Here is a 25,883-nt window from a genome sequence, read left to right as displayed (position 1 = left end):
CGGTCGGCCATCGGCCGTTCGATCTGGCAGGGGCGGTCATGGACGGGGATGGGGAGTGGTTGACTCGGCCGGGTTGGGCAAGGTCGAGGGATCTTCGCTGGAGGCCGCATGGGCAGTCCATACGTTGGCGAATCCCAAGGGTTCGTCCACCACCAGCAGTGTCGAGTCGGGGATGAACGCCGGGGGCGTCTGCTCCGGTGAGGCTGGCTCGGCACTAGCGAACAGCACCACCGTCTTGGAGCTGAAGTGCGAGCCCAACGACATCAGCGACCCCGGTTCGGTTCCGTCCACCGCAGCCGCCACCAATACCACGAGTCCGCCGCCCTGGCCTCGACTGAGCCATTCGACGGCACCGAACAGGCTGCCGAAATCGGGGCTGACCAAGGTCAGATGCCGATAGATCTTGTGCAAGTGGGCAGAGTCCGACCCATAACCGCTGTCGAAATCCGCCGTGGTCACCAGACGAACCTGGTCTCCCCGGCGCTGGCTGGCCCGACAGATGCTGGCCGCGGCCGACACCATGGCCTCGAATCGCTCCCCGTCTCCTACCTTCGAATGGAAATCCAGCAGGACAGCCCTGGTGTCCAGAAGAACGGTGGTGTGGGTGTGGGAGAACTCCTCGAATTGGCGGACGATCAGCTCGTCGTGGTGGGCCGACGACCGCCAGTGGATGCGCCGCGGGTCATCGCCCCGCTGGAATGGGCGCAGTCCGTACAGCTCGTCGCCGCTTTGGGCCATGGGGCTGCGCCGCACTGCATCGAAGGTATTGCCGGGCAGGCGGGGAGGCGGTCTGATGGGGACCACAGCGGGATAGACCAGGGCCTCAGCAGGCTCGCCGATCTCGAAGTGCCGAGTCGAAATGCCCAGCGGATCGGTCAGCGTCAGGGTGAGCGGTCCGGTCTTGAGCTGCCCGCGCTTCACTGTGGGCAATCGGTAGGAGACCGTCAGCTTGTCTCGGCTCGGGATGGGGGCCGCCAGCATGTCGAGCGACAGGAAGTGGTCGGTAGAGGTCTCGGTGGAGAAAGACTGGCTGTCGGCGAGTCGCAGCACCGGGCTCCGCAGGCGGCTGGGGTTGGTCAGTTCAATGCGAGCGTGGCAGTCGTCGCCGACGTGCACTTGCTGGGGTTTGACCGATCGGGCCGTTATCCGCAGGGGCTGGCGGACTCGGACATAGGCCACTGAGAGGATGACTACCGAGATGCTGGCGATGCCCACGGCCAGCAGTTCGCTGGTGCCGAACACCCGCCCCGCCCCCACCAGAAGCGCGGAAAAGACCAAAAGCAGCCAGCCCGTTGGAGTGAGCATGGTCGGGGGCTTGCTAGTCGACCGGGGAGGTCGTCCCTGGCGAGGTAGGGGGGCGATCTGCCATCGGGCGTGGGCAGTCAGTCGACCGGGGCCGGGACCGAGCTCATGATTTCGTCCACGATTTGAGCGGGCGGTGTGCCCTGGGCCCGAGCTTGGGGGTTCAGCAGCAGCCGATGGGCCAAGACCGGCACAGCCAGCTGCTTCACATCGTCGGGGAGCACGTAATCCCGCCCCTGAGACGCCGCCCGCACCCGGCTGGCCCGCTGCAACGCGAGGGTAGCCCGGGTGGACATCCCCAAGATGAGGCTGGGGTGGTCTCTGGTGGTGTTGGCGATCTGCACCAGATACCGCTTGATCCCCGGGGCCGTGAATATCGCGCTGGCGTGGTCGGCCAGCGCGCTGACGGCTTGAGAGTCCACCACGGGGCGAAGAGTGTCCAACGGGCCGTCGGCGCCATGGGCTTCGAGAATGTCCAACTCTGCCTGTTTGGAGGGGTAGCCCACCTCGATACGCATCAAGAATCGGTCGAGCTGGCTTTCGGGCAGCGGGTAGGTGCCCTCGTGCTCCAGCGGGTTCTGGGTGGCGATCACCATGAACGGTCGGGGGAGGCCATGGGTGGTGCCGTCCACGGTGACCTGCCGCTCAGCCATAGCCTCCAATAGCGCTGATTGGGTCTTCGGGGAGGCTCGATTGATCTCGTCGGCCACCACAATGCCGGAGAACACCGGTCCAGGCTGAAAATCCAGGGTATTGGCCGTCCGGTTCCAGATAGTGGCCCCCACCACATCGGAGGGGAGCAGATCGGGGGTGAACTGGATGCGGCCGAATTCGGCCTGCACGGTTATGGCCAGCGCCTTGGCCAGGCTGGTCTTGCCGACGCCGGGGGCGTCCTCGATCAGCAGATGCCCCTCGGCTAGCAGACAGGTCACAGCCAGATCCAGCACATTGGGCTTTCCCAGGATGGCCCGGCCGATGTTGGCGGTGATGGATTGGAACTGCTCGGCGAACAGATTTTCTTCTGCTCTGCTCATTGCCATATCGCTGAGTCTCTCAGGTAGCGCGGAGTTGCGGCCAGCGCGCGGGCATGTCAACGAGCATTCCGTCGGGACTGGGGCCGTGGTCGCGCAACGTGCCCCGGCGCCGGATCGCCAGGTCATAGCGCTCGGGTTGGGAAGTCCAGCAGACGTTTGGGACTAGCCCGGAGATGATGGCGTTGTCGCAGTCCTCCAGCTCTACCCGGCGGGCACCCGACAGCCACACGGTGCGCTGGAGCACCCAGGCGGCCTCGGCGGCCTCAGGATCGAGCACCTGCTCGCACCAGCGGACGAACCCACCCTTGAGTGGACGACCGCCGAACGGCTCAGGTGACTCGATCTCCAGGGTCGCAGCCATCCGCCAGCGGTAGACCTCGATCCCGTCGCGCTCGATCCAGGCGTCGAACGGGGGCTGGTCCCAATCGGGCACGGTGGCGTCGTACTGGCGAGTGCCGACTCGCCCCCGGGCGGCGTGGAGCACCCCGAGCACGGCGGCGTCGTAGAGGTGGGTGCATTGCTGACGGATGTCGGTCCAGAAGAACACCTCCGATGCGGCGGTGGTCAGCGGGCAGCCCACCAGGGCCTGGAGCTGGTCGAGTGCCCCCGAGCACGGTTCCCAGGGCATCCGGGGTCCGGCGGCGGACGCCTCGGTGATGCGCTGGCCGTCATGGGTGAGTGCCGCTTCGTAGTGGTGCATGTCGTCCTCAAGGCCGACCACCACTGTCTTGTCATCGGGGGCGATCATCCGCAGCCGGCGGCGGAAGGCACCGCTGCCGTGGCGGTTGCGAACCAGCTCAGGCTGTCGTTCATCCTGGGGCACTGGCTGATGTTCTCACACCGGGATCGGACGACCAGATTTATCGTCGGGGCAAGTACTGTCGGCAGATCGTGCCAGCCCCGCCTTCTGCGCTTCGCGCTCTGTCCCATCGTTCGTTCCTGCTGTTCTTCATCGGGGTATCCATCGCCACAACCGGCCAGTTCATGCAGTCGCTGGCCGTGCCCTTCTACATGAACGAGCTGACCGACTCGAATTGGTGGGTGGGCAGCTCGGCGTTCGCGGTGCTGATCCCCTCGCTGTTCATGACCCCGGTGGCCGGCATCTGGAGCGACCGGATCAGCCGCAAGGCCATCTTGTTCGGGTCGTTCTTCACTCAGTTGGCCTGCTCGGCGGTGTTTTTGGCGCTGTTCGCCGCCGATCTCCTCACCCCTTGGCTGATGATCGGCCTCCAGGTGGTGGTGGGGGTGGCCTCGGGGTTCCAGTGGGCGCCCACCCAGGCGATGACCGCGCTGTTGGTGCCGCCCGAGGATCTTCTGTCGGCGGTGCGCTTCGTGTCGCTGTCGTTCACCGCCGGGCGGGCGCTGGGCCCGGCAATGGCCGGGATCACCTTGCTGTATTGGGGCCCGGGACCGGCCTTCGCGGTGACGATTGTCGGCTTCGCCCTGGGTCTGGCCTTGATGGCTCCGATGAGGCTGCGGGCCGCGGAACCGGTCGAGCAAGAACCGTTCTGGTTGCAGTTCCGCCACGGTTTGGAATACGTCAGGCGCCGTCCCGCCATGCGCTTGGTGATGTTCACCTCGTTCATTGTGGCCTGCGTCGGAGCGGTCTTCGCTTTTGCCCTGGTGGCCAGCGTGGCCGACGACGTGTTCTCTCTCGGCGATGGCGGTTTGGGCTGGCTCACCGCCACCTTCGGATTCGGATCGCTGGTGGTGGGCTTGTACGTCACCCGTTTCGGCGACCGCCACCTTCGCTCCCGGGTCGAGATGGCTGCCGTCGGGGTGTACGCCTTGGGAGTGCTGGTGGTGGGGGTCACTCCGTGGTTGGCATTCGGATTGCTGGGCTACTTCGTGTTCGGTGCGGCCCACATGGCCCACGGGGTCACGGTGAACAGCGCCCTGCAAGTGCAGGTCGATGAGCAGTATCGAGGCCGGGTGATGTCGGTGTGGCTGATGTCGGTGCTGTCCGGGCTGCCGATCGGCTCGCTGATCGGCGGCTTCCTGGGTGACCTGGTGTCGATGCGATTCGTGTTGCTGCTGTATGGCGGGCTGCTGGCTGTCTTCTGGGCCATCACGGTGATCCGATCCAACGGCTTTGCCGGCCTAGATCTGGGCCCCGACTAACCATCGGATTTCTCACCCAGCAACGTCGGGGCTCGCTCGCGGAGTACGGTCGAAGGGCTATGGGAGAGAGCAGCCAAGCGCCGGGAACGCGGTTGAGCCGGCGGGACCGGTTTTTGCACGAGCCTCGGTTTCGTGATTGGAATTGGGTGGAAACCAACTGGTTCTGCTTCTTCGTTCCCGCTGAGGCCATGGTCGGGCACTTGCGCTCTATGTGGCGGCCCACGCTGGGCATCGTGGGGGCCAACGTGTTCGTGTACTCCAACCGGGGGCTGGATGCCACCGGGGCATTGGCCAACGACATGCACGAAGATCGCTTCGCCATGCCGATGCCCCCTCACAACTTGGACGACTACCACCTGGACAACGGCATCTCGGTGCGCCAGACCGAGGCATTCCAACGCTGGGAAGTCCGTTACGACGGCATCGACGGCACGGTGTTCGACCTGGAGTACACCGCGCTGATGCCGCCGGTAGAGGTGGGGGAGACCAAGGTTGCCGGGGCAGGACAGGGGTTCGGGTCGATCCAGCGCGCCGACGCCAAATTGGCCCACGGCCATATCGATCAGACTCTCCACGTTTCAGGGGAGGTCGTAGTGAACGGCGAGCGGTTCGAAGTGGACTGTGCGGTGAACCGGGACCATTCCTGGGGACCCCGCCGGGAATCAGTGGCCCGTTTGGGATGCGGCAACTTCGACGACGGCCACTGGGGAGACGATTTTCATTTTCTCGTGCAAACCCGCAATGACTCGCCCGAGTCTTGCGTCATCACCCACGGCTACCTACTGGACGGGGGAGATATCGTCCGCATCACCGAGGGGACCGGACGATTTGAGCTGGACGGCTACCACACCACCGCACTGGTGTATGAGATCGCCGACGAACGAGGCCGCCACCACCGCTTTGAAGGCCGGGTGGCCCGCACCATCGAGAAGGTGTCCACCAACGCATTCTCGTGCAACGGCTTTGTGGACTGGGACTATGAGGGCGAGCCGGGCATAGGGGAATACCGCTGGCACTGGGGTGTCCGGGAGCTGCGGGAGTGGCTGGCCGCCAACCAATAGGACGCACCAAGAGGAGGAAGAGCCATGAAGACGCGGGCTGCGGTGTATCGGGAGCCGAATGCACCGCTGGACATCGTCGAGTTGGACATCTGCAACTTGGCCCCCCAAGACGTGCTGGTGAAGATCACCCACAGCGGCGTTTGCCACAGCGACCTTCACGTGTACCACGGCAACCGCGACTGGGAGACCCCCATGATCCTGGGCCACGAAGGAGCCGGGGTGGTGGAGCATGTGGGGGAGGGTGTCACCGGGATCAAACCCGGCGACCGGGTAGTGCTGTCGTTGGTGGCCAGTTGCGGCCGCTGCCGGTCTTGTGCCATGGGCTTCGCCAACCGCTGTCAGGTGCTGCCCGCCTTCCCCATCGGCACCTACTACGACGGTGGCCATCGCTTCGAGAAAGACGGCGAGATCCACCACTCGTTCTGCACGGTGGGCTCTTTTGCCGAGCACGCTGTGGTCCACTTCTCCAAGGCAGTGGCGGTGCCCGACGACGTGGGGCTGGACGTTGCCTGCCTGGTGGGCTGCGGGGTGCCCACCGGAGTGGGCTCGGCGGTCAATACCGCCCAGGTGCGCCGGGGCAGCACGTGTGTGGTCTACGGCTGCGGCGGAGTGGGTCTCAACGTAATCCAGGGCTGCCGCCTCATGGGGGCGGCCGAGATTGTGGCGGTGGATCTGCTGGCCGACAAGCTGGCGTTGGCCGAGCGGTTCGGGGCCACCCACACCGTGAACGCATCCGACGACGATCCGGTGGCCGCGGTGATGGAGATAACTGGGGGCCGAGGCGCCGACTACGCCTTCGAGGTGATCGGCACCGGAGCCACCTACATGAACGCCTGGCATTCGATCGGCATGGGCGGGTTGGCGGTGATGGTCGGCGGACCGCCGGCCGGGACCCCGTTCCACATCGATGCCACCGAGATCTACTTCGGCAAAGCGCTGACCGGCAGTATGTACGGCAACTCCTCGCCGGCCCGGGACTTCCCGTGGATCTTCGACCTCTACCGCTCCGGCGAACTCCTGTTGGACGAGCTGATCACTCAGCATCGCCCCCTCGACGACGTCACCGCCGCCCTCGACGAGCTAGACACCGGCGGCGTGGTCCGCACAGTGCTGGACATCAGCGAGGAATAGCCTGGCGGATTATCGCCGGGCCATCAGGCACAGCCTCTTTACCCGAACTCTTCGATCCAGCGGGTGTAGTCGTCCAGCACCGGCAGCACCTCGTCGGCTGAGCCGCCGTGGGGGAACCGCAGCACCACTTCGGTGATGCCGATGTCTCGGTAGTAGGCCAGCTTGCCGGGGTCGGGATGAGTTCCGTAGGTGATGAGCTCCAGTTCGTCGAGGCTACGCCCGACTGCCGCCATGGCCTGGGCCAAGTCGGCCAGTGCGGCTCGCATGCCGGCGCCGCCGATGGGCATCCAGCCGTCGCCGAACTCGGCGATGTGGGCGAAGGTCGTTGGACCGGGAGCGGCGCCGATGATGGTGCGGATGCGGGGCTGCTGAATGGGCTTGGGCCAGCTCCACGAGGGCTCCATGGTCACGAACTCCCCGTGGAACTCGGCTATTTCCTGTCCCCAAAGCGCCTGAGCACAGAGCATGTGCTCTCTGACCAGAGCCCGCCGTCGGCGGACATCGATGCCGTGGTTCTCCATTTCCTCGTGGTTCCAGCCGTAGCCGATTCCCAGCACCAGACGGCCTCCGCTCATCCAGTCGAGGGTGGCGCACTGCTTGGCGTAGGTGATGGGATCATGTTGAGCGGGCAGCGCCACTCCCACTCCCAGCCCGACAGTTGTGGTGGCTTGGGCGCAGGCGGCTAGCGCAATGTAGGGGTCAAGGGTCCGGAAGTAGGTCTCCGACAGTTCGTCCTCGCCCGTGGGAGGCGGCGTGCGCCTGCTGGTGGGGATATGGGTGTGCTCGGGCAGGTAGATGCAGGCGTAGCCTCGGGCCTCTGCCTCCTGAGCCAGCCTCACCGGCGACATCGATCGGTCGGTGGTCTGCATCATCACCCCGAACCTCATGGCCAAAGCGTATGTCGCTTGGGCTGCCAGTTTCGCTGCTGGCAGGGGTACTGTCAGGGCCAGCTAATGAGACAACAACCAAAGATCAGGCTGGTAGCCACCACCGAGGTGCCTATGAAATGGGGGCGATTCGCCTGCCACGCCTTCGAGTCGATGGACGACGGTGTGGAGCATGTGGCGTTCACCCTCGGCGATATAACGGGCACCGATGAGGTCTTGGTGCGGGTGCACAGCGAATGCCTCACTGGGGATGTGTTCGGCTCGTTTCGCTGCGACTGCGGGGCTCAGTTGCACGCGGCCATGGACGCCATCGCGGCCTGCGGCACCGGCGTGCTGGTGTACATGCGGGGCCATGAGGGAAGGGGCATCGGCATCGGGCACAAATTGCAGGCCTATGCCCTTCAAGACCAGGGGCGTGACACGGTGGACGCCAACTTGGAGCTCGGCCTGCCGGTGGACGACCGTAACTACGGCGTCGGAGCGGCCATCCTGGCCGAGCTGGGGGTCACGCGAGCGGCGCTGATGACCAACAACCCCGCCAAACTCGACAGCTTGGCCTCCTTCGGCTTGGAGATCGCCCGCCGGGTTCCTCTGGTAGTGCCCCCCAGAAGCGAGAACGTGGACTATCTCCGCACCAAAGAACAGCGCCTCGGCCACTTGCTCAACTTGGGGTAGTTCTCAGCAGAATACGGGGGCGATGTGCTGGGCAAACGCCCGCATCCAGGTTTCCTTGTCGTCCATGAACTGGGCCAACACCATTCGATTCACGCCCCGCTCGGCTAGCTCGGTCAATCGGTCGACGCAGTATTCAGGAGGGCCGGCGATGGTGCCCCGGCTGGCCAGGAACTCGGTCAGGCCGTGCTTGTCGGCCAGTCCGGCGTTCACGTTGGCCCCGTCGGCGAAGGCATGATGGCGGCTGTCGTACTCGGCCATCATGGCGGCCACCTTGGGCTTGATGTCCTCGGGCAGGCCCTTGCCGTCCATGTGGAATCGGTACACATGGTTGGCGGTACCCGCGATCAGGAACTTGATCTGCTCCAGGCCGGCCTCTTCTGATTCGGCGAACAGCAGATTGGCAAACCACCACACCTCGATCTCGTCTGGGTCTCGGCCCACCGAGCGGGCCCCGTCGGCGATATTGCCCAGTACGATCTCGCACACGTCGGCGGGCAGGCTGTTGGACAAGATCACGCCGTCGGCGATCTGTCCGGCCATGTACTGGGTGCGGGGGCCCTCAGCGGCGATCCACACCGGGACGGGGGCCGGACCCCAGCGCATGTGCAGGTCCCTGCCCTGCCATCGGGCCGTCTCTCCGTTGCTGAGTGCCTTGACCGCCGCGGTGTAGTCCCGGAGATAGTCCACTGTTGCCGGCCGTTCGCCGATGTTGAGCAGCGCGCTGTCGCCCGAGGCGATCCCGTAGCGGAACCGCCCCCCGGAGATCTGTTGGAGCGCCATGGCGGTGGATGCAGCCGCCGCGGGGTGACGGGTGACCGGGTTGGTGACGGTGGTGGCCAACAGGGCGTTCTCGGTGTTATTGGCCGCCACAGTGAGGGTCATAAACGGATCGGCCCACAACGACTGAGAATCGCCGGCGACGACCATGGAGAACCCGCAATCCTCCGCCAGGCGGGCCCAAGCTCCGTAGGTCGACAGGTCTTCGGGGACCTTTCCGGTGCCGAATGAGATAGAGAGGCTCATATCCCGACATTAGAGGTCGCTCGCATGGAACGCTGTGCGCCTACCATCTTGCCGGTGCCGGATGCCCCACCGATCGATTTGAGCCAGCCCCTGTCGCTGGGCCCGTTGTTGGACCGGGCCGTGGCCGCGGCACCCCAGAAGACCGCGCTCGTGGGCGCCAGCGGGCGGTTTACGTACGCAGAGTTGGCCGACGAGGTCTTCCGAACCGCCGCTGTGCTGGCCGAGCTGGGGGTGCGGGCTGGCGACCGGGTGGCCGTGTGCTTGCCCAACGACATCGACGTCGTGGTTGTGCTTATGGGCATCTGGGCCCGGGGCGCGGTGTTCGTAGGAGTCCACACTGTTCTGGCCCCGCCCGAGAAGCGCCATTTGATCGACGATTGCGACCCTAGGCTCTTTCTGACTGCCGATCCCTCAGAGGAAGTCGGCGCGCGGCGCGTCATCGGGTTGGACGAATGGCGGTCACTGTTGGCCACCACCGCTCCCATCGACCACTGGCCTGAAGTCGATCCGCTGGCGGTAGCGGCAATCGCCTACACCTCAGGTACCACTGGCAATCCCAAAGGGGTGATGCACAGCCAGCACAATGCCCTGTTGCCGGGGGCGGTAGCCGTGGTCCGGGGCAGCTACGACGCCGACGACGTGTTTCTGTGCGTCCAGCCGCTGACGATATTGAACCTTCAAGTCCTCAATCCGCTGACAACCGTGCAGGCGTTGGCCACGTGCGCCGTTGCCGATCGCCACGACCCCGTATCGCTGGCCCGGTGGATCAAACAGGAGGGTGTGACCCACTTTGCGGTGGTGCCAACGGTGGCCTACGACCTGCTGACCCATCCCGACGTTCATCCCGACGACCTGGCTACCGTCACCAAGCCCCGAGTGGGGGGAGCGGGGATGCCCGAATCTGTGAAGCTGCTGTTCGAGGAGCGGTTCGGGGCCAAGCCCGCCACCAGCTATGCCCTCACCGAGGGGCCGACACTGGTGGCCCGCCAAGACCTCGGCCGCCCCATCATCGAGGGAAGTTGCGGGCGACCGCTGCCCCACGTGGAGGTGCAGGTGCTCGACGACGAAGACCAACCCGTGCCGGTGGGCGAGGTGGGGGAGATCTGTTTCGGCCCCCGTCGAGACGGTCCGTGGGCCGGGGTGTACCGCACCATGCTGGGCTATTGGGGACTCCCCGAACTGTCAGCCGAGACGTTGCGGGGCGGCATGGTCCACTCCGGCGACCTGGGCCGGTTCGACTCCGGCGGCGAGCTGTACATCGTGGAGCGACGCAGCCAGCTGATCATCCGGGGCGGCAACAACATCTATCCCGCCGAGATCGAGCGGGTGTTGGGGGCCGACAGCCGGGTGGCGGAGTGCTGTGTGGTGGGTCGGCCCGACGACCGCCTCGGCGAGGTGGTGGTGGCCTTCGTGCAGTCGGCCAACGGCGTAGAAGTGGCGGCAGAAGACCTGCTCGACCTGTGCCGGGCCAATCTGGCCTCGTTCAAGGTTCCGAGCGAGATCTGCTTCGTAGAGGCATTTCCCCGCAGTCCTCTGGGCAAGATCGCCCGATCCCAAGTACAAACAATGGCCACAGGCTGAGCGGGCGGAGGCACCGATGAGCGACGAACACCAATCCGAGACGGTGGCCGACTACGAAGATGTGACGGGGTGGGGGTTGGAGACCGACGCCGAGGAGGCCATGCTGGCCGCCCAAACCGAGTGCACCTTCATCTGGGCCAACAAGGAGGGGTGGCCAGTGGGGGTCATCATGAGCTTCATCTGGCGCCAGGGGCGGTTCTGGCTCACCGCCAGCGGCCAGCGGGCCCGCATCGGCGCGGTGCGCCGCGACCACCGGGTATGCGTCGTGGTGACCAGCACCGGGGCAGCCGGGGTGCCCCGCAGGCAGACGGTGACCTACAAGGGCATCTGCCGTCTGCACGACGACGACGAGACCAAGGCCTGGTTCTACCCGGAACTGGCTGCCGCCCTGCACCGGGATGAAGAGATGCGGGCGCATTTCGCCCGGTTCTTGGACTCCCCGCGACGGGTCATCCTCGAGGTGGAGCCCACCCAGCGCATCTCCTTTGACGGGACCAAACAGGAGGTGGCCACCGCGGCGTGGATTGAGGAAAGCAGCTGATGCCTGCTGGCGGAGCGGTAGCCCTCTAGACCGCGGCGGGAGGGCGGAGACGGTCGGCGATGGCCCGGGTAAGCCGGTCAAGGATGCTGGCCAGCAGCACGATGGCGATGCCGGCTTCGAATCCCCGGCCGACCGCATCGCTGCGCCGCAGCCCTCGAACAGCCTCCAAACCCAAGCCGCCCCCGCCGACCAGGCCGGCGATAACCACCATGGCCAGGATCAGCATGATCACCTGGTTCACGGCCACCATCAGCTCGGGGGCGGCCAGCGGCATTTCCACCCGTCGGAGGCGCTGGCTGCGGGTGGCGCCGAAGCTCTCGGCCGCCTCGTGGATCTCCGAGGGCACCCGGCGCAGCCCCAGGTCGGTGTAGTGGACCGCGGCGGGAAGGGCGTAGATCACCGAGGCGATGATGCCGGGAATGCGGCCCACGTGGAAGAGGGTGATCACCGGCACCAGCAGCACGAAACTGGGAATGGTCTGGAAGAAGTCCAACACCGGTTTGAGGGCGGTCCGCAGCAGATCGTTGTGCGAGGTCATGATCCCCACCGGCACCCCGATGGCCAAGGTGATGGCCACCCCCACGATGGTCTGGGCCAAGGTATCCATGGACAGCGCCCACATGCCCAAGAACCCGATGGCGAACAAAGCCGCTCCGATGCCGATGGCCAGACGGATGCCCCGGGCCCACAGGCCAAGGACGACTCCGATCCCGATCATGGCCGGCCACGGGATGTCGCTCGAGAGCAGTTCGCGAAGCGGGGTAACGAATTCGAGGGTCACGAAGTCGCTGAACGGGCCGGTCCCGATTCCCGATCCGCCGATGTCGTAAAGGTTGTCCCGAGCCCAATCGGTAGCGTCATTCACATAGGGGGCGAATTGCCAGTTCAGTGATTCGGGGAACTCGTTTTGACCCAGCAAGCCCCCGACAACGGCCACCACGGACACCGCGGTGGCCAGCCACCGAATGGTCTGGGCATCGCGACCCGGGTCCGCGGTGGCGATTCCGGTGGAGAAGCGGTCCAGAATGATGGCCATGATCACAATGGCGATGCCAGCCTCCGACGCCTTGCCCACGTTGATGCTCTGCATGGACCGCAGCACCACTTGACCCAGGCCACCAGCGCCGATGAATGCGGCGATGACCACCATGCTCATGGCCAGCATCGTGGTTTGGTTCATCCCCGCGAAAATGGCCGGCCGGGCTTGGGGGAGGCGAACGAGCCGCAAGGTCTGCCGTTCGGTGGCGCCGAACATCTCCGAGGCTTCGACGGTTACCTGAGGGACAGTGCGCAACCCCACCTCGGTGAGCCGTACCACCGGCGCCAAAGCGAAGATCACCGTGGAGATCAAGGCCGGGACCCGCCCAAACCCGAACAGCAGCACGAACGGGATGAGGTAGACGAACCCCGGCATGGTCTGCATGGCGTCCAGGGTGGGACGTACCACTCTGGCCATCGCGTCACTGCGCCAAGCCGCTATACCCAACGGAATGCCGATGACCACGGAGATGAGCACCGACACTCCCATCAGGGCGAGAGTTGCGAAGGACTCCTCCCAGAGGTCCACCACTCCGATCAGAGCCACGCTGGCCAAGCCCAGCACTCCGGCCACTCGCCCTCGGGTCCACCACAGCCCGAGGCCGGTGAACAGCGGGTAGGAGTACCACGGAAACCACTTGAGAATGGATTCCAAACGGCGGATCCCCCAGTCGATGGCGTCGGTAATGGGGTTCAAGAACGCGGTGTACAGCCAATGGGAGGTCTGGTTGTTGATCAGCCACCGCCGTGCCCGATCGATGGGATCGGCCAGTCCGATGTCCCAGTCGTCGGGGAAGACGCCGAAATTGGTGGACAGACGAAACACCAGTACCAGCACGATTATGGTGCCGACGGCCAGGATGAAGCGCGCCAGGCGACTGTCAGTCCCGGTTCGAAGCCCGCCGACCATGCGACGGGCCTCATCGACTGCCGTCATGGGTGGTTCTCAGAAATCACACCCGCGACATCGTCTCCGTGGAGCAGGCCCACCGGCGTGTTGTGCTCATCGCAAACCACCACGGGGTGGGTCGACCCGAGCAAGTGGGGGAGCGCAGTCTCCAACGGCGTGGTCAACGACACCTGCGGCCATCCCGGTTCGATTGCGGTCCCGTCGAGGGGTCGCATCAGCGAACAGGCCTGCAAGACCTTGGCCACTGGGGCATCCTGGGTGAACGCCCGCACGTAGTCGTCTGCCGGATTGGTCAGGATCTCCACCGGGGTGCCGACCTGCACGAAGGTGCCGTCGTTCATGATGGCGATGCGGTCGGCCAGCTTCAGCGCCTCGGCAAAGTCATGGGTTATGAACACAAGGGTCCGTTGGAGCTTCATCTGGAGGTCGATCAGCTCATCTTGCATGTCCCGGCGAATGAGGGGGTCGAGGGCCGAGAACGGCTCGTCGAAGAACAGCACCTCGGGGTCTACAGCCAGGGCTCGGGCCAATCCCACCCGCTGCTGCATGCCGCCGCTGAGCTGTTGGGGGTAATGGTCGCCCCAGCCGTCCAAGCCGACGGTTTCCAGCAGTTCCCGGGCCCGATCTTGGCGATCTTGGCGATCCACTCCTTGGACTTCGAGCCCGTAGGCCACGTTGTCCACTACCTTGCGATGGGGGAACAGCCCGAAGTGCTGGAACACCATCGCCATCTTCTGGCGGCGCAGGTTTCGCAGGGTGGCGCTGTCGGCCCGGGTGAGCTCGGTGCCGCACAGCCTGACCCTTCCCTCGGTGGGCTTCACCAAATGGGAGACGCACCGGATGAGGGTGGACTTGCCCGAGCCCGACAAGCCCATGACCACGAACGTCTCACCCGGGGCCACCTCGAAGGTGATGTCGCGAACGGCCACCACGCTGCCCGTGGCGGTCTGGATCTCCTCCCGGGAGGCACCGGTCTTGGCCATTGCCCTAGCCTCGCGGGCCTTTCGCCCGAAGACCTTCCACACGCCTTCGACCTTGACTTGGGCTGTCTCGCTGGCTGTGTCCATCGCCGCCCCCCGGACCAGACTTTACCGTCCGAACAGACGGGTATTGGTTTGGGGTACCCTGACCCGGCAATGGGAGAAGCTGCCGGGCGGCCCAGAAATCAGCCGGTTCAAGAGCGGGCCGTGCTGACCCGCGACCGGATACTGCAAGCGGCCACCGACGTCATCAAGCAAGAGGGAGTCTCGTCGCTGACTCTTGACAAGGTGGCGGCCCGAGCCGGTGTCAGCAAGGGCGGATTCCTGTATCACTTCGGCTCCAAAGACGCTCTGATTGTCGGGTTGCTCAATCAGGTGATGGGAGTGCTCGACCACGAGCTCAACGTGCTGGCCGACGGCATCGAGGCCAGCCAGGGAGCGTTCGCGCTGGCCTATCTCGACTATGTGCGGGAGCCGACCAAGGCGGCCACCGACACAGCGGTGTCGATTCTGGCCGCGGCCGCCGTGGACGACGACCTGCTGGACAGCACTCGGGCCACTTTTCGGCGTTGGCAGGACCGGCTGTGCCATGACGACGGGCTCGATGAGGTTGGGGCCCTGCTGGCCCGGATCGTCGGCGACGGGCTCTGGCTCATCGACCTGTTCGGTTTGGCGCCGCCCACCGGGGAGGAACGCAGCAAGGTGATCGACCTGGTCTCCAGCCTGATTTCCGATCATGGAGCGGCCCGGGATTTGATCGACTCGGCTGAGTAGACCGGGGCATCCTGGGGCGCTAGGGGTTGGCTGCCCAAGATGAGGTCGGCCGCCTTCTCGGCGATCATCATCACCGGGGCGTAGATGTTGCCGTTGGTCACGGTGGGCATCACCGAGGCGTCCACCACCGCCAGGCCCTCGGTTCCGTGAACCTGCATCGTTGCGGGATCCACGACTGACTGTTCATCACACCCCATGCGAGCCGTCCCCGCGGGATGCAGCGCGGTCTCGGCGTCGCGGGCGACCCAGTCCATGATTTGGTCATCGGTGGCGACTTCGAGGCCTGGTGACAGCTCGCCCGCGTTGTAGGCGGCGAACGCCGGTTGGCTCATGATGCTGCGGGTAACTCTGATGGTCTCCACCCACTCGCGCCGGTCCTGCTCTGTGGAGAGGTAGTTGAACTGAATCGCCGGCTTCACCCGGGGGTCGAGCGACTTGATTCGCAGATGGCCCCGGGCGTCTGAGTACATGGGCCCGACGTGAACTTGGTAGCCGTGTCCGCTGCTCGGCGACGAGCCGTCGTAGCGGATGGCCAACGGCAGGAAGTGGAGCATGAGGTTCGGGTAGGACTCGTCGGGGTTGGAGCGGACAAAACCGCCGCCCTCGAAGTGGTTGGTGGCCCCGGGCCCTTTTCGGGCCAGCCATTGCAGGCCGATCCAGGGCCGGCGCCACAGCTTGAGATGGGGCTGCATGGAAACCGGTTGGCTGGAGGCGTACTGGACGTACACCTCCAGGTGGTCTTGGAGGTTCTCTCCCACCCCGGGCCGGTCAGCCACCACCGGGATTTCCAAGGACTCCAGCAGGCCAGCCTGCCCGACTCCGGAGAGCTGAAGCAGTTGGGCTGAGCCGAATGCCCCCGCGCACAACAGGATCTGCCCCCCCCGGGCGGTGTGCTGGCGTCCCCGTCGGCGGTACTCAACGCCGACCGCTCGGTTGCCCTCGAACAGCACCCGGCTGATGAGAGTGCCGGTCTCCACCTCGAGGTTCTTGCGGTGCATCACCGGGTGCAGGTAGGCCCGCGACGCCGAGAGCCGCCGTCCCCGGTGGACGTTGCGGTCGAACGCGGCAAAGCCCTCCTGGCGGTACCCGTTGACGTCGTCGGTCAGTTCGTACCCGGCCTCCTGCACTGCCTTGAAGAAGGCGGTGAACAGGGGGCTGTCGGCCGGCCCCCGCTCCAACACCAGCGGCCCTTCCTCACCCCGCCATTGGTCGCCACCGGCCAGGCAGGTTTCCATGCGCTTGAAGTACGGCAGGCAGTGGCGGTAGTCCCAGTTCTCCATGCCGGGTTCGGCGGCCCACTTGTTGTAGTCGGCGGGGTTTCCCCGCTGGAAGATCATGCCGTTGATCGAGCTTGAGCCGCCCAGCACCTTGCCCCGGGCGTGATAGACCCGTCGGCCTCCCATGTGGGGCTCGGGCTCGCTCTCGTACTTCCAGTCGTAGAAGCGACTGCCGATGGGAAAAGCCAGGGCCGCGGGCATGTGAATGAACACATCCCACTTGTAATCCCGCCGCCCTGCTTCCAGCACCAGAACGCTGTTGTCGGCCTCCGCACTCAGTCGGTTGGCCAACGCACAGCCAGCAGAGCCGCCTCCGACAATGATGAAGTCGTACAACGACTGCTCCTAAAGAGAGGAAAAGAGAACCGGTGCCGGCAGCTCCCGCAAGCCGCCGGCACCGGTTCTCAGCTGGAGCCTAGGAGGGGAGCCAAGCGCTCCAGACGTTTTCGTTGGCCTCGATCCACGCGGCTGCCGCGTCGTCCACTGACAGGCCATCGTTTTCGATGGCGGCCAGCATCGCGATCTGGTCGGCGCTGGTGTAGTTCATGGCCCTCAGGAATGCGTCTGCATCAGGGGCGTTCTCAGCCAGGTCGGTGTTGATGATCTTGAACAGCACGTCTGCCGGGTAGTCGCAGTCAACATCCTCGGGCGCGCTCGCCGCTGCCTCGCCGCATGCGTCGGTGTACTCGGGAAGGAGCACATTGGTGAGGTCGTAGTTGTTGAATGCCGAGTGCGGCGTCCACAGGTAGACCAGGATCGGGTCTTGACGGCTGTAGGCCGAATCAACCGCGGCCAGGATTGCGGCCTCGGAACCGGCGTAGACCACCTGGAGAGGCAGGCCCAAGTTGTTGATGATCGCCTCGTCGAACTGCACGAAGCTGGGGTCGCCGCCCAGGAACTGTCCGAGGTCGCCGGTTTCCGCAGTGGCGAACATGCCCGCCAACTCAGGGTTGGCAAACCCTTCCCATGTAGCTAGTTCTGGGTGCTGATCCACCATGTAGGTGGGGATGAACCAGCCGATCTTGCCGACGGGTCCGAGCAGTCCAGCGTTATCGATGTTTGCATCTGGGTTGTCGATGAAGTCAACGACGTCTTGGGCGTGTCCAGAAGGCCAGATTTCGAGTGATACGTCGATGTCGCCGGTGTTGATGGCTGGCCACTGGGCGTTCTCGTCGATGTCCACGCGGACAACGTCATATCCGAGTTCATTCTCAAGCAGTTGGGCGGCTACTGCGGAGTTCGCCGCAGCCCCGTTCCATCCGTTGACTGCAATCGTGATCGTCGTTTGCGAGCCTCGGGAGTCGTCATCGTCATTTCCGCAGCTGACGGCAACGAGTGCCAGTACAGCCAGGAGCAAGGCGATGACCCTCCAGCCTCGTAGCGATTTGATCGTGTCTGTCCGCATGGGATCCCCCTTAAAGTCGATTGCCAAAAACAGGCTAACTGGACTGTTTTGTAACATAGCACATCGCTCAGCCGTGCGCTAGAGCCTCTTCGCATTTGGCAGAGCAGGCGCGGGGCGGGCCATGCTGGACCTTCCCGACGACAGGAGAGAGCGATGGCCGATCTGCCGACCGATCCCAACGAACTGGTGAGCCAGTTTTGCGCCGCGTGGGCCAACGGCGATGCCGACGAGCTGATGGCCTACTTCACTGACGACGCCGTCTATCACAACGTCCCGATGGACCCCTTGGAGGGGGCAGAGGCCATCCGGGCGTTCTTGGAGGGGTTCTTCCCCGCTTCTGGGGGCATTGTGTTCGAGACCCACCATCAAGCAGCCAACGGCAACGTGGTCTTGAATGAGCGGACCGACTACATCAACACTGGCGACGGACAAATTGCCTTGCCGGTATGCGGAGTGTTCGAGGTGCGCGACGGGCGCATTGCCCGCTGGTCGGACTACTTCGACATGGGACAGTTCGCCGGCGGCTGAGCGCGGCGCCCCAAAGGGGGTGGCTCAGCCGCCGAACAAATCGGACAGGGTGTCGACCACGTAGCCGATGTCGTCTGACCCCAGGCCGTGGTGGGTGGGGATGCACAGCGCGTGGTCCATCACCAGGTCGGCGTTGGGGAAACCGTCGGCCGGGGCCCGGTGCTCGATGCCCGAGAAGCCGGGCTGGCGCAAGATGTTGCCGGTCCAGACCATGCGGGACTGCACGTTGCGGTCTTCCAGGAAGTTCTGCACCTCGGTGCGGTCGTGCCCCGCCTCGGGACGGAGGATGAAGCCATAGCGCATCCAGGTGGTGTCCAGCTCAGGGGTCGTGCGAGGCAGGATCACCTTGTCGGTGTGGTTGACCAGTAAGTCGTTATAGCGGTCGAAGGCGTGGCGCCGGCGGGCGTTGAACTCTTCGAGTTTGGAGAGCTGCACCAGTCCGTAGGCCGCGCCTAGTTCGGAAGGCTCGAAGTTGTAGCCCAGATCGTCGAAGATGAAGATCTGGTCGTACATGGTGCCGTCGTCCAGCGGGCCCCAGCGGGTGTCCTCGCCCTTACGGGAGCCGTACAGGTACGACTCCGAGCGCCGCCCCCAGCGCCGGCGGGTCAGGCACTTGTCATGCATCTCGGCGTCGTCCATGGCCACCATGCCCCCGTTGCCCGCACAGGTGAGCGAGTGGGAGATGGCGAAGCTGGTGAGGCTGATGTCGCTGCGGGCACCGATGCGGGTGCCCCGCAGCCGGGTGTCCAGTACGTCGCAGGAATCCTCGATCACCTTGAGGCCATGCTCATCGGCGATGGACCGGATCACGTCCCAGTCGGGGCAGTTGCCCATCAGGTTGGGGGTCATGATGGCCTTGGTGCGGGGGCCGATCATCTCGGGGATCCGGTTCACGTCGATCTGGAAGGTGTCGGGCTCCACGTCGACGAACACGGGTACCAGCCCGCATTGGACGATAGAGGAAACGTCGGTGGAGAAGGTGAGCACCGAGGTGATGACCTCGTCACCGGGCTCCAAGTCGAGCAGTCCGATGGCCAGCAGAAGCGCCGAGGAGCCCGAGTTGACCATCACCCCCCGCTCCTTGCCCAATATCGTGGACACCTCGTCTTCGAAGCGGGCCACGTTCTCGCCGATGTTGAGGTCGCCCGAGCGCAGCACCTCGAGCACGGCTTCGATTTCGCGCTCGTCTTGGATGGCCCCCGCGGGCGGCAGGGTGCGGACAGGTTGGTTTGGCATGGCGGTTGCTCCTAAGCAGGGCGCTGCTCGACGAGCCGCACCAAGGGGATCTGGCGGTGGGGGGCTTTGGCCTGGTAGTCGGCATACCAGGCCCGGTCGGCCACTAAGCCGTCCCAGGTGGCCTGATAGTCGTCGCCCTCGCAGATGTCGGCCACCGCCCAGAACTGCTGGCCCTCCTCGGTGATCAGCAGCTCGGGGTTGGCCTCCTTGTCGGCGATGTTGAAGTACCACGAAGGATGGGCCTTGGCCCCGGCGAACGACGCCACCACGATGCGATGGCCGTCGGGATCGCGCCAATAGGGCAGGGCCACCTTGTGCTCGTTGCCCGAGCGGCGGCCGACGGTGCGGATCAGAACGTGGTGCATACCCGCCTGGCTCCACACCATGGGGTCGTCGCTGGACTCCATGGCCTCCACGTGCATCTTGGTGATGACCGGGATCTCCTCCAATGAGGGCGTCTCCCAGGTCTGCTCGACTCTCTGATCGCTCACGGGTTGTCTCCTATTTGTTGTTCAGGCGGGATCGTCAGTCCAGCTTCAGCACTCGGCGGGAATTCTCCCGCAGAAAGCTGGGCCATACCTTGTCCCGGAATGGAACGTCTTTCATGTCGGTCATGATCCGCTCCAGCGACAATCCCATCGGGAAGTAGCCCGCGTAGATCACTTTCTCAGCGCCCCGGGTGTTGGCGTAGCGGATGATGGCCTCGGGGTAGTGCTTGGGGGCGAACGCCGAGGTGGAGTAGTGCAGGCCGGGCCACTTCAACATGAGCTTCACGGCGAGGTCCTCCCAGGGCTCGCAGCCGTGGCGGGTGACGAACGTCAACTCGGGGAAGTCGTACATCACCCGGTCGATGCGCTCCACGTGCTGGGGCGAGAACGGGAACCGGGGGCCGGGCACGCCGGCACACACGAAGATGGGCAAGTCGAGCTCCACGCACTTGGCGTAGATCGGATAGAACTTGGCGTCGTCGATGGGCACCTGGGGAAAGCAGCCCGCGGGGAACGCTCCGACAGCCTTGACGCCCCACTCCCGGTGGAGCTGATCTATGCGGCGCACTTCGCCCATCACATCGTTAGGGTCGACGCTCATGGAGGGGATGAACCGCTCGGGGTAGTCCTTCAGCGCCCGCTGGCCGCTGTCGTCCTCACAGGAGATGAGGGCCAACTCGATGTTGAACCGGTCCATCTCCTTGAGCGTTACCTGAACCGGGTCGTCATCGGTGCCGTACAGCTCTTTGGGGACTCCCTTGAACATGTATTCCACCGGGAAGTCGAACTCCTCGGACGACTGGGTGTCCTTGGTCTGGGTACGGATGAAGTCGTAGGTGGAGAAATCCGGCTTGGGGAACCCGATCATGGTGTCGATGATTGGGATGTCGGTGGGCATGGCCATGGTGTGCTTCCTTCCGTCAGTCGGTTCGGTGGGGTACGACGATGCTCAGGCGGCCAGCGCGGAGCGGGGAGTGATCACGTCCCAGGCGTTGTCCCGCATCATGGCCTTGGCCTCGGCGTCGGTGAAGTTGGGGATGTCGTAGATGAAGTCGGTGGGCACTTCCAGCCCCTCGGCGTGGGGGTAGTCGGAACCGAACAGCATGTGGTCGGCGCCTATCGTCTCTTTGATGAGGTCGATGTCGTCCTCGTAGTAGGGCGACACCCAGACGTGGTTGATGAACTGGTCCACCGGGTCGGTGCTGAACTCCTGGGGCATCTTGCCGTAGGCGATCTTCAACTCCTCAACCAGGCGAGGGGCGAACATGCCCCCGTTTTCGATGCAGGCGATCCGCAGGTTGGGATGACGGTCGTACAGCCCGTGGCACACCAGGGCGGCCATGGTGTCGAAGATCTGGCGGTCGTGGCCGGTGATCTGCTTGAACGTGGAGGTTCGGAACGACTGGAAGTCGGCGGTGGGCTCCCACCGCTCGTTGTAGTCGTGCAGGCCGCCGTCGCCGCCGTGCATGCCCACGGTGATGCCGGCCTCGGCGATGCGGGCCCACACCGGGTCGTAGTGGGGCATGCCCGGCGAGCGGTCGCCCCCGTCGGGAGTGGGCACCGGACCGGGCACCATCACCACCATGCGGGCGTCGTTGGCCAAGGCCCATTCCACCTCGGAGACGGCCCAATCCACATCGATCATGGAGATCACCGGAGCCGCGAAGATGCGCTCTTGGTAGGCGAAGCCCCAGTCCTCGGCCAGCCACCGGTTGAATGCGGTGAAGGCGGCCACCACCGCGGGAGGGTCGTGGCGCAGCGACTGCTCCATGCCCACACCCAGGGTGGGGAAGAACAGGGCGGCTTCGATGTTCTGGGTGTCCATCAACTCCAGGCGCTTGTCCCGGTCGCGGTACTCAGGGCGCTCGGAGATGGGGTCGAGCTCGCCGAACATGGTCTTCACGTCCACGCCATCCTTGTTGCGGCCCCGGAAAAAGTCCTGGAGCGCCCCCGGCTTGGACACCGGGTCGAATGTGGGGTTGGGGATGAACCGGTTGATCTTGCCCGCCACCAGCAAACGCTGCTTGCCGTCGATGTCGGCCCACTGCATGCAGCGCTTCTTCATCGCCGGGTCGATGTGGCGAATGAAGGCGTCGGTGGCCTCGTAGTAGTGGTTGTCAGCGTCGAACACCTTGAACGGCAGATCTGCCATGTTGCACCTCTGGGAGTGGCGGGGCGGGCGTTGCCCCCGATTTTCGCCGCGCCAGCCCAACCCCACAAATCCCGGCGCAGCCAATCAGGTCACTCAGATATCCCGCAGAACAAGGCGACCATCCATGGCCTGCTTCAGATTCCGTTAGCGCTGGCCGGGCCACTAGCGCGTTGGCTCTATACGGTCCTAAAGCTCAAGCGACCCCAGCAGGTGACGGTCCCGTTGGTTGTGATGGCGCACGAATGGTGATTTCCGGCGGCGATGGCGGTGAACTGGCCTGGGGGAGAATTGATCTGACCTTGGCGGTTGTCTCCCCAGCAGGTGATGGTCCCGTTGGCTGTGATGGCGCACGAATGGTGATTTCCGGCGGCGATGGCGGTGAACTGGCCTGGGGGAGAATCGATCTGACCTTCAAAGTTGCCTCCCCAGCAGATGATGGTCTTGTCGGTCCTGATGGCGCACGAATGGTCAATTCCAGTGGCGATGGCGGTGAACTGGCCTGAGGGAGAATTGATCTGCCCAATCTCGGTGCGACCCCAGCAGGTAATGGTCTTGTCGGTCCTGATGGCGCACGAATGCCCGAAGCCGGCGGCGATGGCGGTGAACTGGCCATCGGGTGCGTCTGTTGGGTCGGCATACTCCCAACCCCAGCATGTGATGGTCTTGTCTGATTTGATGGCGCACGAATGCCAGGGGCCGGTGGCGATGGCGGTGAACTGGCCTGAGGGCGAATCAATCTGGCCTCGGCGGTTGTCTCCCCAGCATGCGATGGCCTTGTCGGCATTGATGGCGCACGAATGCTCATCTCCGGCGGCGATGGTGGTGAACTGGCCTGAGGGCGCGTCTGTTTCGCCGTAGTCGCTGTTGAAGCGGAGGCCCCAACATGCGATGGTCTTGTCGGTATTGATGGCGCACGAATGCTCGGAGCCGGCGGTGATGGTGGTGTAAGCATTTGCGGTGGCCAACGAGGGTGCAGACGCGTCGGTCTGCCCAGAGTTGTTCAGACCCCAGCATTTGATGGTCTTGTCGGTATTGATGGCGCACGAATGCCAGGGGCCGACGGCGATGGCGGTGAACCGGCCCAAAGGAGCGTCGGTCTGCCCGAAGGTGTTCAGGCCCCAGCATGTGATGGTCTTGTCGGTTTTGATGGCGCACGAATAGTGCTGATCGGCGTCGATGGCGGTGAACTGGCCATCGGGTGCGTCTGTTGCGCCGGTTCTGTCGATTTGGCCGGCCCTGTTCGAACCCCAGCAGGTGATGGACCCGTTGGCTCTGATGGCGCACGCATGGTGACTGCCGGCGGCGATGGCGGTGAACTGGCCCTCGGGCGGGTCTATTACGCTTCCGGAGTTTGACCCCCAGCATGTGATGGTCTTGTCGGTCTTGATGGCACACCAATAGCCCTGACCGGCGTCGATGGCGGTGAACTGGCCCTCGGGCGGGGCGGCTTCGTCGATTATGTGGCTGCCCCAGCATGCGATGGTCTTGTCGGTCTTGATGGCGCACGATTGAGTGATGGCGGTGAACTGGCCTGCGGGGGCATTGGCCAGCCCAAAGAAGTTACTGCCCCAGCATGCGATGCTTTTGTTGGTTTTGATGGCGCACGAAAGCTCACCACCGGCGGTGATGGCGGTGAACTGCCCAAAGGTGGGGCGGTTTCGTGGACATTGTCGCTGCCCCAGCATGCGATGCTTTTGTCGGTTTTGATGGCGCATGAATGCTCACTGCCTGTTGCGATGGCGGTGAATTGGTTGCCGGTTGTGGGTGTCGGCAGGTGGTTGAGCCTACGGTCTAGGTATTCGATGGCGGCTATGGGGTTGATGATGCCGTAGCCGAGGTCGTCGGTGCGGAAGCCGAGGTGCAACAGCGCCGTGTTGAAGGAGCGGGGGTTGGCGTTGGGGTCTTGGTGGGCAGTTGCCAGGATGGCGGTTGTGATCTGTTCGGGGGTCGCTTGGGGGTATCGGGCTTTCATGTGGGCGATTGCCGCGGAAACCATCGGCGCGGCAAAGGATGTCCCCGATCTGGTCACTGTCCCGCCAGCCTCCTCGTAGCGGGGAAGCCTGGATCGTGTGGTTAGGATTTTGCCGCCGGGGGCGGCTACATCGACGGATCCATTGCTCGTGCTTGAAACCCTCCGCTGTCTGTCCGCGTTGATGGCTGCCACGGAGATCGTCTCTGGGTAGGAGGCGGGGTAGTCGAACTGGTTGTGGCGGTCGCAGCCATCGTTCTCCCACGCATACTTCCATTCAGACTTGTCGTAGTCCCCTTTTGGGTTGTCTTTGTCGGCACTTCGCACCCAATCCCTGCGGCCGTCCCCGTCGGGGTCGGCCCATTCCTCGGGGTGGTCGTCGCCGCAGTTTCCCGATGCGGCGACTGTCACGACTCCTTGGCGTCGGGCTACTCGGATCGCCCACCACATCGTGTCCGTGGACACGCAGTAGGCTGACGGTCCTAGGGGTATGCGTTGGGTTCTGCCGCCTGGGCCGGGGGCGCAGTCGAGGATGATTCTGGTCGTCCCATCAGATTCTTCTAGGGGCCAATGCAGCGATATGTTGATGATGTCCGCGCCGCTGGTGCGGGCGTCGTTGATGGCTTGTGTCACTGTGGGGAACAGGTCGTCCTTGCAGTTCTTATCAAGGCGATCAATTCTGATGGGCAGTATCCTGGCTTTGGGGGCGATCCCGGCCACGTCCACTCCGTTGCCCTGTTCGGCGGCGATGATGCCCGCCACCAAGGTGCCGTGGCCGTGATCGCCTTCCTCGTCGATCCTGTTGCACTCATGGCCTGTCGTCAGCACGTTCGCGTCGAGGTCTCGGTGGCCGCCGTCCACCCCGCTGTCGATGACCGCCACGGTCACTTCGGCCCCGGCGGGCCAGCCGGGAATTCTCCGCTTGTTGCCCTGGTCGTCGGTGTAGTCCCACCCGTCGGGGTCCCACAGCTTGTCGGCGCCCATCGTCTCCAGGTGCCACTGCGGGAGCGACGGGTCGTCGTAGAGTCCTGACGGGGTCTGCAACGGCACCACATCGATTACGGGGAAGCCGACGGCGAACACCGTCGGGTCGCTGGCCAGCTCGGCCCGCAGATCGGCCATGGTCCTCCCGGCGAGCGCCACGTACTCCAGCACGACGCAGCCGTCCTGGATGCGGCCCACCTCGGCCACCCCGTCGAATGACTCCGGGGCGTCGGCCTGCGGGCATACTGCGCCGTCGTCCAAGGTTTCCACTGCCGCGGCGAGCCGCTCCTCGTAGCGTTCCTGCGCCACCGCGGCCGCCGCTGTTTGCAGGATGGTGATGGCTTGGTCGTCTAGCACGAGGTAGCAGAGGTTGTGTTCGGAGCTGTAGCCCCACCGCACGGTGGCCAGCACGGTTTGGCCGTCAGCGGTCTTGACGACGGGGACGGGGTCGGCGGCGAATCCGCGCTGGGGGTTGTAGGCGCGGTGGCAGCGGGCAGCCGCGGCCGCGTCCTGCGGCGGGTCGGTTCCGATGATCTCGTCCCTTTTGGCCCGCAGGACGGTCACGGCTTGGTTGTCCAGTACGAGGTAGCAGAGGTTGTGTTCGGCGCTGTAGCCCCACTCCACCGAGGCCAACACGGTTTGGCCGTCGGAAGTCTTGACCACAGGGACCGGCTTCTCGGCGAACCGGAACGACGCAGCGCAGTCCGCGGCGTCGTTGACCGGTTGCGCCACGGCTGGAGAAGCGGAACTAAAGGCCAGGCCGGCTGCGAGAACAGAGGCCGATAC

General features: G+C 64.7%; 23 protein-coding genes. 8 read left to right on the top strand and 15 right to left on the bottom strand.

Going from position 1 to position 25,883, the window contains the following annotated elements; all coding sequences use genetic code 11:
- Positions 1-36: 36 nt before the first annotated feature.
- From ACOGJC_RS02195 to ACOGJC_RS02185, 3 genes are all read right to left on the bottom strand, one after another.
- Complete coding sequence (locus ACOGJC_RS02195) at positions 37-1,305, bottom strand: DUF58 domain-containing protein (RefSeq protein WP_419846880.1); 1,269 nt, start codon at positions 1,303-1,305, stop codon at positions 37-39.
- Positions 1,306-1,382: 77 nt separating this feature from the next.
- Positions 1,383-2,336: an AAA family ATPase gene (locus ACOGJC_RS02190; protein ID WP_419846879.1), complete on the bottom strand. Its 954-nt coding sequence runs from the start codon at positions 2,334-2,336 to the stop codon at positions 1,383-1,385.
- A gap of 19 nt (positions 2,337-2,355) precedes the next feature.
- Positions 2,356-3,159 carry a DUF2889 domain-containing protein gene (locus ACOGJC_RS02185; protein WP_419846878.1) on the bottom strand — a complete coding sequence of 268 codons (804 nt, stop codon included), beginning with the start codon at positions 3,157-3,159 and terminating at the stop codon, positions 2,356-2,358.
- 68 nt (positions 3,160-3,227) lie between these two features.
- Here ACOGJC_RS02185 and ACOGJC_RS02180 point away from each other — a divergent pair, with 68 nt between their 5' ends.
- The 3 genes from ACOGJC_RS02180 (at position 3,228) to ACOGJC_RS02170 (ending at position 6,649) form a co-directional block, all read left to right on the top strand.
- Positions 3,228-4,457: an MFS transporter gene (locus ACOGJC_RS02180; protein WP_419846877.1), complete on the top strand. Its 1,230-nt coding sequence runs from the start codon at positions 3,228-3,230 to the stop codon at positions 4,455-4,457.
- A 146-nt stretch (positions 4,458-4,603) separates the two neighbouring features.
- The gene (locus ACOGJC_RS02175; RefSeq protein WP_419846876.1) at positions 4,604-5,518 is read left to right on the top strand and encodes a DUF7065 domain-containing protein; all 915 of its coding nucleotides are present in this window, start codon (positions 4,604-4,606) and stop codon (positions 5,516-5,518) included.
- 24 nt (positions 5,519-5,542) lie between these two features.
- Positions 5,543-6,649: a Zn-dependent alcohol dehydrogenase gene (locus ACOGJC_RS02170; protein ID WP_419846875.1), complete on the top strand. Its 1,107-nt coding sequence runs from the start codon at positions 5,543-5,545 to the stop codon at positions 6,647-6,649.
- A gap of 38 nt (positions 6,650-6,687) precedes the next feature.
- Here the strand turns inward: ACOGJC_RS02170 and ACOGJC_RS02165 are convergent, their stop codons facing one another.
- Positions 6,688-7,536, bottom strand: coding sequence for an LLM class F420-dependent oxidoreductase (locus ACOGJC_RS02165; protein WP_419846874.1), 849 nt, complete (start codon positions 7,534-7,536; stop codon positions 6,688-6,690).
- A 66-nt stretch (positions 7,537-7,602) separates the two neighbouring features.
- Between ACOGJC_RS02165 and ribA the strand changes: the two genes are divergently transcribed.
- On the top strand, positions 7,603-8,211 hold the full coding sequence (gene ribA, locus ACOGJC_RS02160) for a GTP cyclohydrolase II (protein ID WP_419846873.1): 609 nt from the start codon (positions 7,603-7,605) through the stop codon (positions 8,209-8,211).
- A 3-nt stretch (positions 8,212-8,214) separates the two neighbouring features.
- Here ribA and ACOGJC_RS02155 read toward each other — a convergent pair whose 3' ends face one another.
- Positions 8,215-9,234, bottom strand: coding sequence for an LLM class flavin-dependent oxidoreductase (locus tag ACOGJC_RS02155; protein ID WP_419846872.1), 1,020 nt, complete (start codon positions 9,232-9,234; stop codon positions 8,215-8,217).
- A gap of 54 nt (positions 9,235-9,288) precedes the next feature.
- Here ACOGJC_RS02155 and ACOGJC_RS02150 point away from each other — a divergent pair, with 54 nt between their 5' ends.
- Together ACOGJC_RS02150 and ACOGJC_RS02145 are read left to right on the top strand one after the other, a co-directional pair.
- Entirely contained in the window at positions 9,289-10,815 is a 1,527-nt protein-coding gene (locus tag ACOGJC_RS02150; protein WP_419846871.1) for a class I adenylate-forming enzyme family protein, read from the top strand.
- Positions 10,816-10,831: 16 nt separating this feature from the next.
- Positions 10,832-11,356 carry a pyridoxamine 5'-phosphate oxidase family protein gene (locus ACOGJC_RS02145; protein WP_419846870.1) on the top strand — a complete coding sequence of 175 codons (525 nt, stop codon included), beginning with the start codon at positions 10,832-10,834 and terminating at the stop codon, positions 11,354-11,356.
- Between the two features lie 25 nt (positions 11,357-11,381).
- Here ACOGJC_RS02145 and ACOGJC_RS02140 read toward each other — a convergent pair whose 3' ends face one another.
- Both ACOGJC_RS02140 and ACOGJC_RS02135 read right to left on the bottom strand, forming a co-directional pair.
- Entirely contained in the window at positions 11,382-13,331 is a 1,950-nt protein-coding gene (locus ACOGJC_RS02140; protein ID WP_419846869.1) for an ABC transporter permease, read from the bottom strand.
- The gene (locus ACOGJC_RS02135) at positions 13,328-14,371 is read right to left on the bottom strand and encodes a quaternary amine ABC transporter ATP-binding protein (protein WP_419846868.1); all 1,044 of its coding nucleotides are present in this window, start codon (positions 14,369-14,371) and stop codon (positions 13,328-13,330) included. Before ACOGJC_RS02135 ends, ACOGJC_RS02140 begins: the two co-directional genes overlap by 4 nt.
- Before the next feature lie 69 nt (positions 14,372-14,440).
- On the opposite strand from ACOGJC_RS02135, the gene ACOGJC_RS02130 reads away from it, so the two are divergent.
- Positions 14,441-15,058 carry a TetR/AcrR family transcriptional regulator gene (locus tag ACOGJC_RS02130; protein WP_419846867.1) on the top strand — a complete coding sequence of 206 codons (618 nt, stop codon included), beginning with the start codon at positions 14,441-14,443 and terminating at the stop codon, positions 15,056-15,058.
- On the opposite strand, the gene betA is transcribed toward ACOGJC_RS02130, so the two are convergent.
- Both betA and ACOGJC_RS02120 read right to left on the bottom strand, forming a co-directional pair.
- Positions 15,019-16,671: a choline dehydrogenase gene (gene betA, locus ACOGJC_RS02125; RefSeq protein WP_419846866.1), complete on the bottom strand. Its 1,653-nt coding sequence runs from the start codon at positions 16,669-16,671 to the stop codon at positions 15,019-15,021. The genes ACOGJC_RS02130 and betA overlap by 40 nt on opposite strands.
- A gap of 79 nt (positions 16,672-16,750) precedes the next feature.
- Positions 16,751-17,740, bottom strand: coding sequence for a glycine betaine ABC transporter substrate-binding protein (locus ACOGJC_RS02120; RefSeq protein WP_419846865.1), 990 nt, complete (start codon positions 17,738-17,740; stop codon positions 16,751-16,753).
- 153 nt (positions 17,741-17,893) lie between these two features.
- On the opposite strand from ACOGJC_RS02120, the gene ACOGJC_RS02115 reads away from it, so the two are divergent.
- Positions 17,894-18,268: an SgcJ/EcaC family oxidoreductase gene (locus tag ACOGJC_RS02115; protein WP_419846864.1), complete on the top strand. Its 375-nt coding sequence runs from the start codon at positions 17,894-17,896 to the stop codon at positions 18,266-18,268.
- Between the two features lie 24 nt (positions 18,269-18,292).
- On the opposite strand, the gene ACOGJC_RS02110 is transcribed toward ACOGJC_RS02115, so the two are convergent.
- From ACOGJC_RS02110 to ACOGJC_RS02085, 6 genes are all read right to left on the bottom strand, one after another.
- Positions 18,293-19,504, bottom strand: coding sequence for a DegT/DnrJ/EryC1/StrS family aminotransferase (locus tag ACOGJC_RS02110; RefSeq protein WP_419846863.1), 1,212 nt, complete (start codon positions 19,502-19,504; stop codon positions 18,293-18,295).
- Positions 19,505-19,515: 11 nt separating this feature from the next.
- On the bottom strand, positions 19,516-19,995 hold the full coding sequence (locus ACOGJC_RS02105) for a nitroreductase/quinone reductase family protein (RefSeq protein ID WP_419846862.1): 480 nt from the start codon (positions 19,993-19,995) through the stop codon (positions 19,516-19,518).
- Positions 19,996-20,029: 34 nt separating this feature from the next.
- Positions 20,030-20,896 (bottom strand): amidohydrolase family protein, encoded by an 867-nt coding sequence (locus ACOGJC_RS02100; RefSeq protein ID WP_419846861.1) that lies wholly within the window; start codon positions 20,894-20,896, stop codon positions 20,030-20,032.
- Positions 20,897-20,941: 45 nt separating this feature from the next.
- Positions 20,942-22,144: an amidohydrolase family protein gene (locus ACOGJC_RS02095; RefSeq protein WP_419846860.1), complete on the bottom strand. Its 1,203-nt coding sequence runs from the start codon at positions 22,142-22,144 to the stop codon at positions 20,942-20,944.
- Between the two features lie 176 nt (positions 22,145-22,320).
- Entirely contained in the window at positions 22,321-23,451 is a 1,131-nt protein-coding gene (locus ACOGJC_RS02090) for a hypothetical protein (protein ID WP_419848180.1), read from the bottom strand.
- 149 nt (positions 23,452-23,600) lie between these two features.
- The gene (locus ACOGJC_RS02085) at positions 23,601-25,829 is read right to left on the bottom strand and encodes a S8 family serine peptidase (RefSeq protein WP_419846859.1); all 2,229 of its coding nucleotides are present in this window, start codon (positions 25,827-25,829) and stop codon (positions 23,601-23,603) included.
- Positions 25,830-25,883 lie beyond the last annotated feature (54 nt).

This window comes from Candidatus Poriferisocius sp. (assembly GCF_965204015.1).
Lineage (GTDB): Bacteria > Actinomycetota > Acidimicrobiia > Acidimicrobiales > Bin134 > Poriferisocius.
Note: the sequence above shows the minus strand (reverse complement) of the source record. Positions and strands in the feature narration are given on the sequence as shown.

Bases quoted from the DNA above. Each gene is read 5' to 3' on its own strand.
- ACOGJC_RS02195 (WP_419846880.1), bottom strand. From the start codon at position 1,305: ATGCTCACTCCAACGGGCTGGCTGCTTTTGGTCTTTTCCGCGCTTCTG.
- ACOGJC_RS02190 (WP_419846879.1), bottom strand. From the start codon at position 2,336: ATGAGCAGAGCAGAAGAAAATCTGTTCGCCGAGCAGTTCCAATCCATC.
- ACOGJC_RS02170 (WP_419846875.1), top strand. From the start codon at position 5,543: ATGAAGACGCGGGCTGCGGTGTATCGGGAGCCGAATGCACCGCTGGAC.
- ACOGJC_RS02165 (WP_419846874.1), bottom strand. From the start codon at position 7,536: ATGAGGTTCGGGGTGATGATGCAGACCACCGACCGATCGATGTCGCCG.
- ribA (WP_419846873.1), top strand. From the start codon at position 7,603: ATGAGACAACAACCAAAGATCAGGCTGGTAGCCACCACCGAGGTGCCT.
- ACOGJC_RS02155 (WP_419846872.1), bottom strand. From the start codon at position 9,234: ATGAGCCTCTCTATCTCATTCGGCACCGGAAAGGTCCCCGAAGACCTG.
- ACOGJC_RS02145 (WP_419846870.1), top strand. From the start codon at position 10,832: ATGAGCGACGAACACCAATCCGAGACGGTGGCCGACTACGAAGATGTG.
- ACOGJC_RS02140 (WP_419846869.1), bottom strand. From the start codon at position 13,331: ATGACGGCAGTCGATGAGGCCCGTCGCATGGTCGGCGGGCTTCGAACC.
- ACOGJC_RS02135 (WP_419846868.1), bottom strand. From the start codon at position 14,371: ATGGACACAGCCAGCGAGACAGCCCAAGTCAAGGTCGAAGGCGTGTGG.
- ACOGJC_RS02130 (WP_419846867.1), top strand. From the start codon at position 14,441: ATGGGAGAAGCTGCCGGGCGGCCCAGAAATCAGCCGGTTCAAGAGCGG.
- ACOGJC_RS02120 (WP_419846865.1), bottom strand. From the start codon at position 17,740: ATGCGGACAGACACGATCAAATCGCTACGAGGCTGGAGGGTCATCGCC.
- ACOGJC_RS02115 (WP_419846864.1), top strand. From the start codon at position 17,894: ATGGCCGATCTGCCGACCGATCCCAACGAACTGGTGAGCCAGTTTTGC.
- ACOGJC_RS02110 (WP_419846863.1), bottom strand. From the start codon at position 19,504: ATGCCAAACCAACCTGTCCGCACCCTGCCGCCCGCGGGGGCCATCCAA.
- ACOGJC_RS02100 (WP_419846861.1), bottom strand. From the start codon at position 20,896: ATGGCCATGCCCACCGACATCCCAATCATCGACACCATGATCGGGTTC.
- ACOGJC_RS02095 (WP_419846860.1), bottom strand. From the start codon at position 22,144: ATGGCAGATCTGCCGTTCAAGGTGTTCGACGCTGACAACCACTACTAC.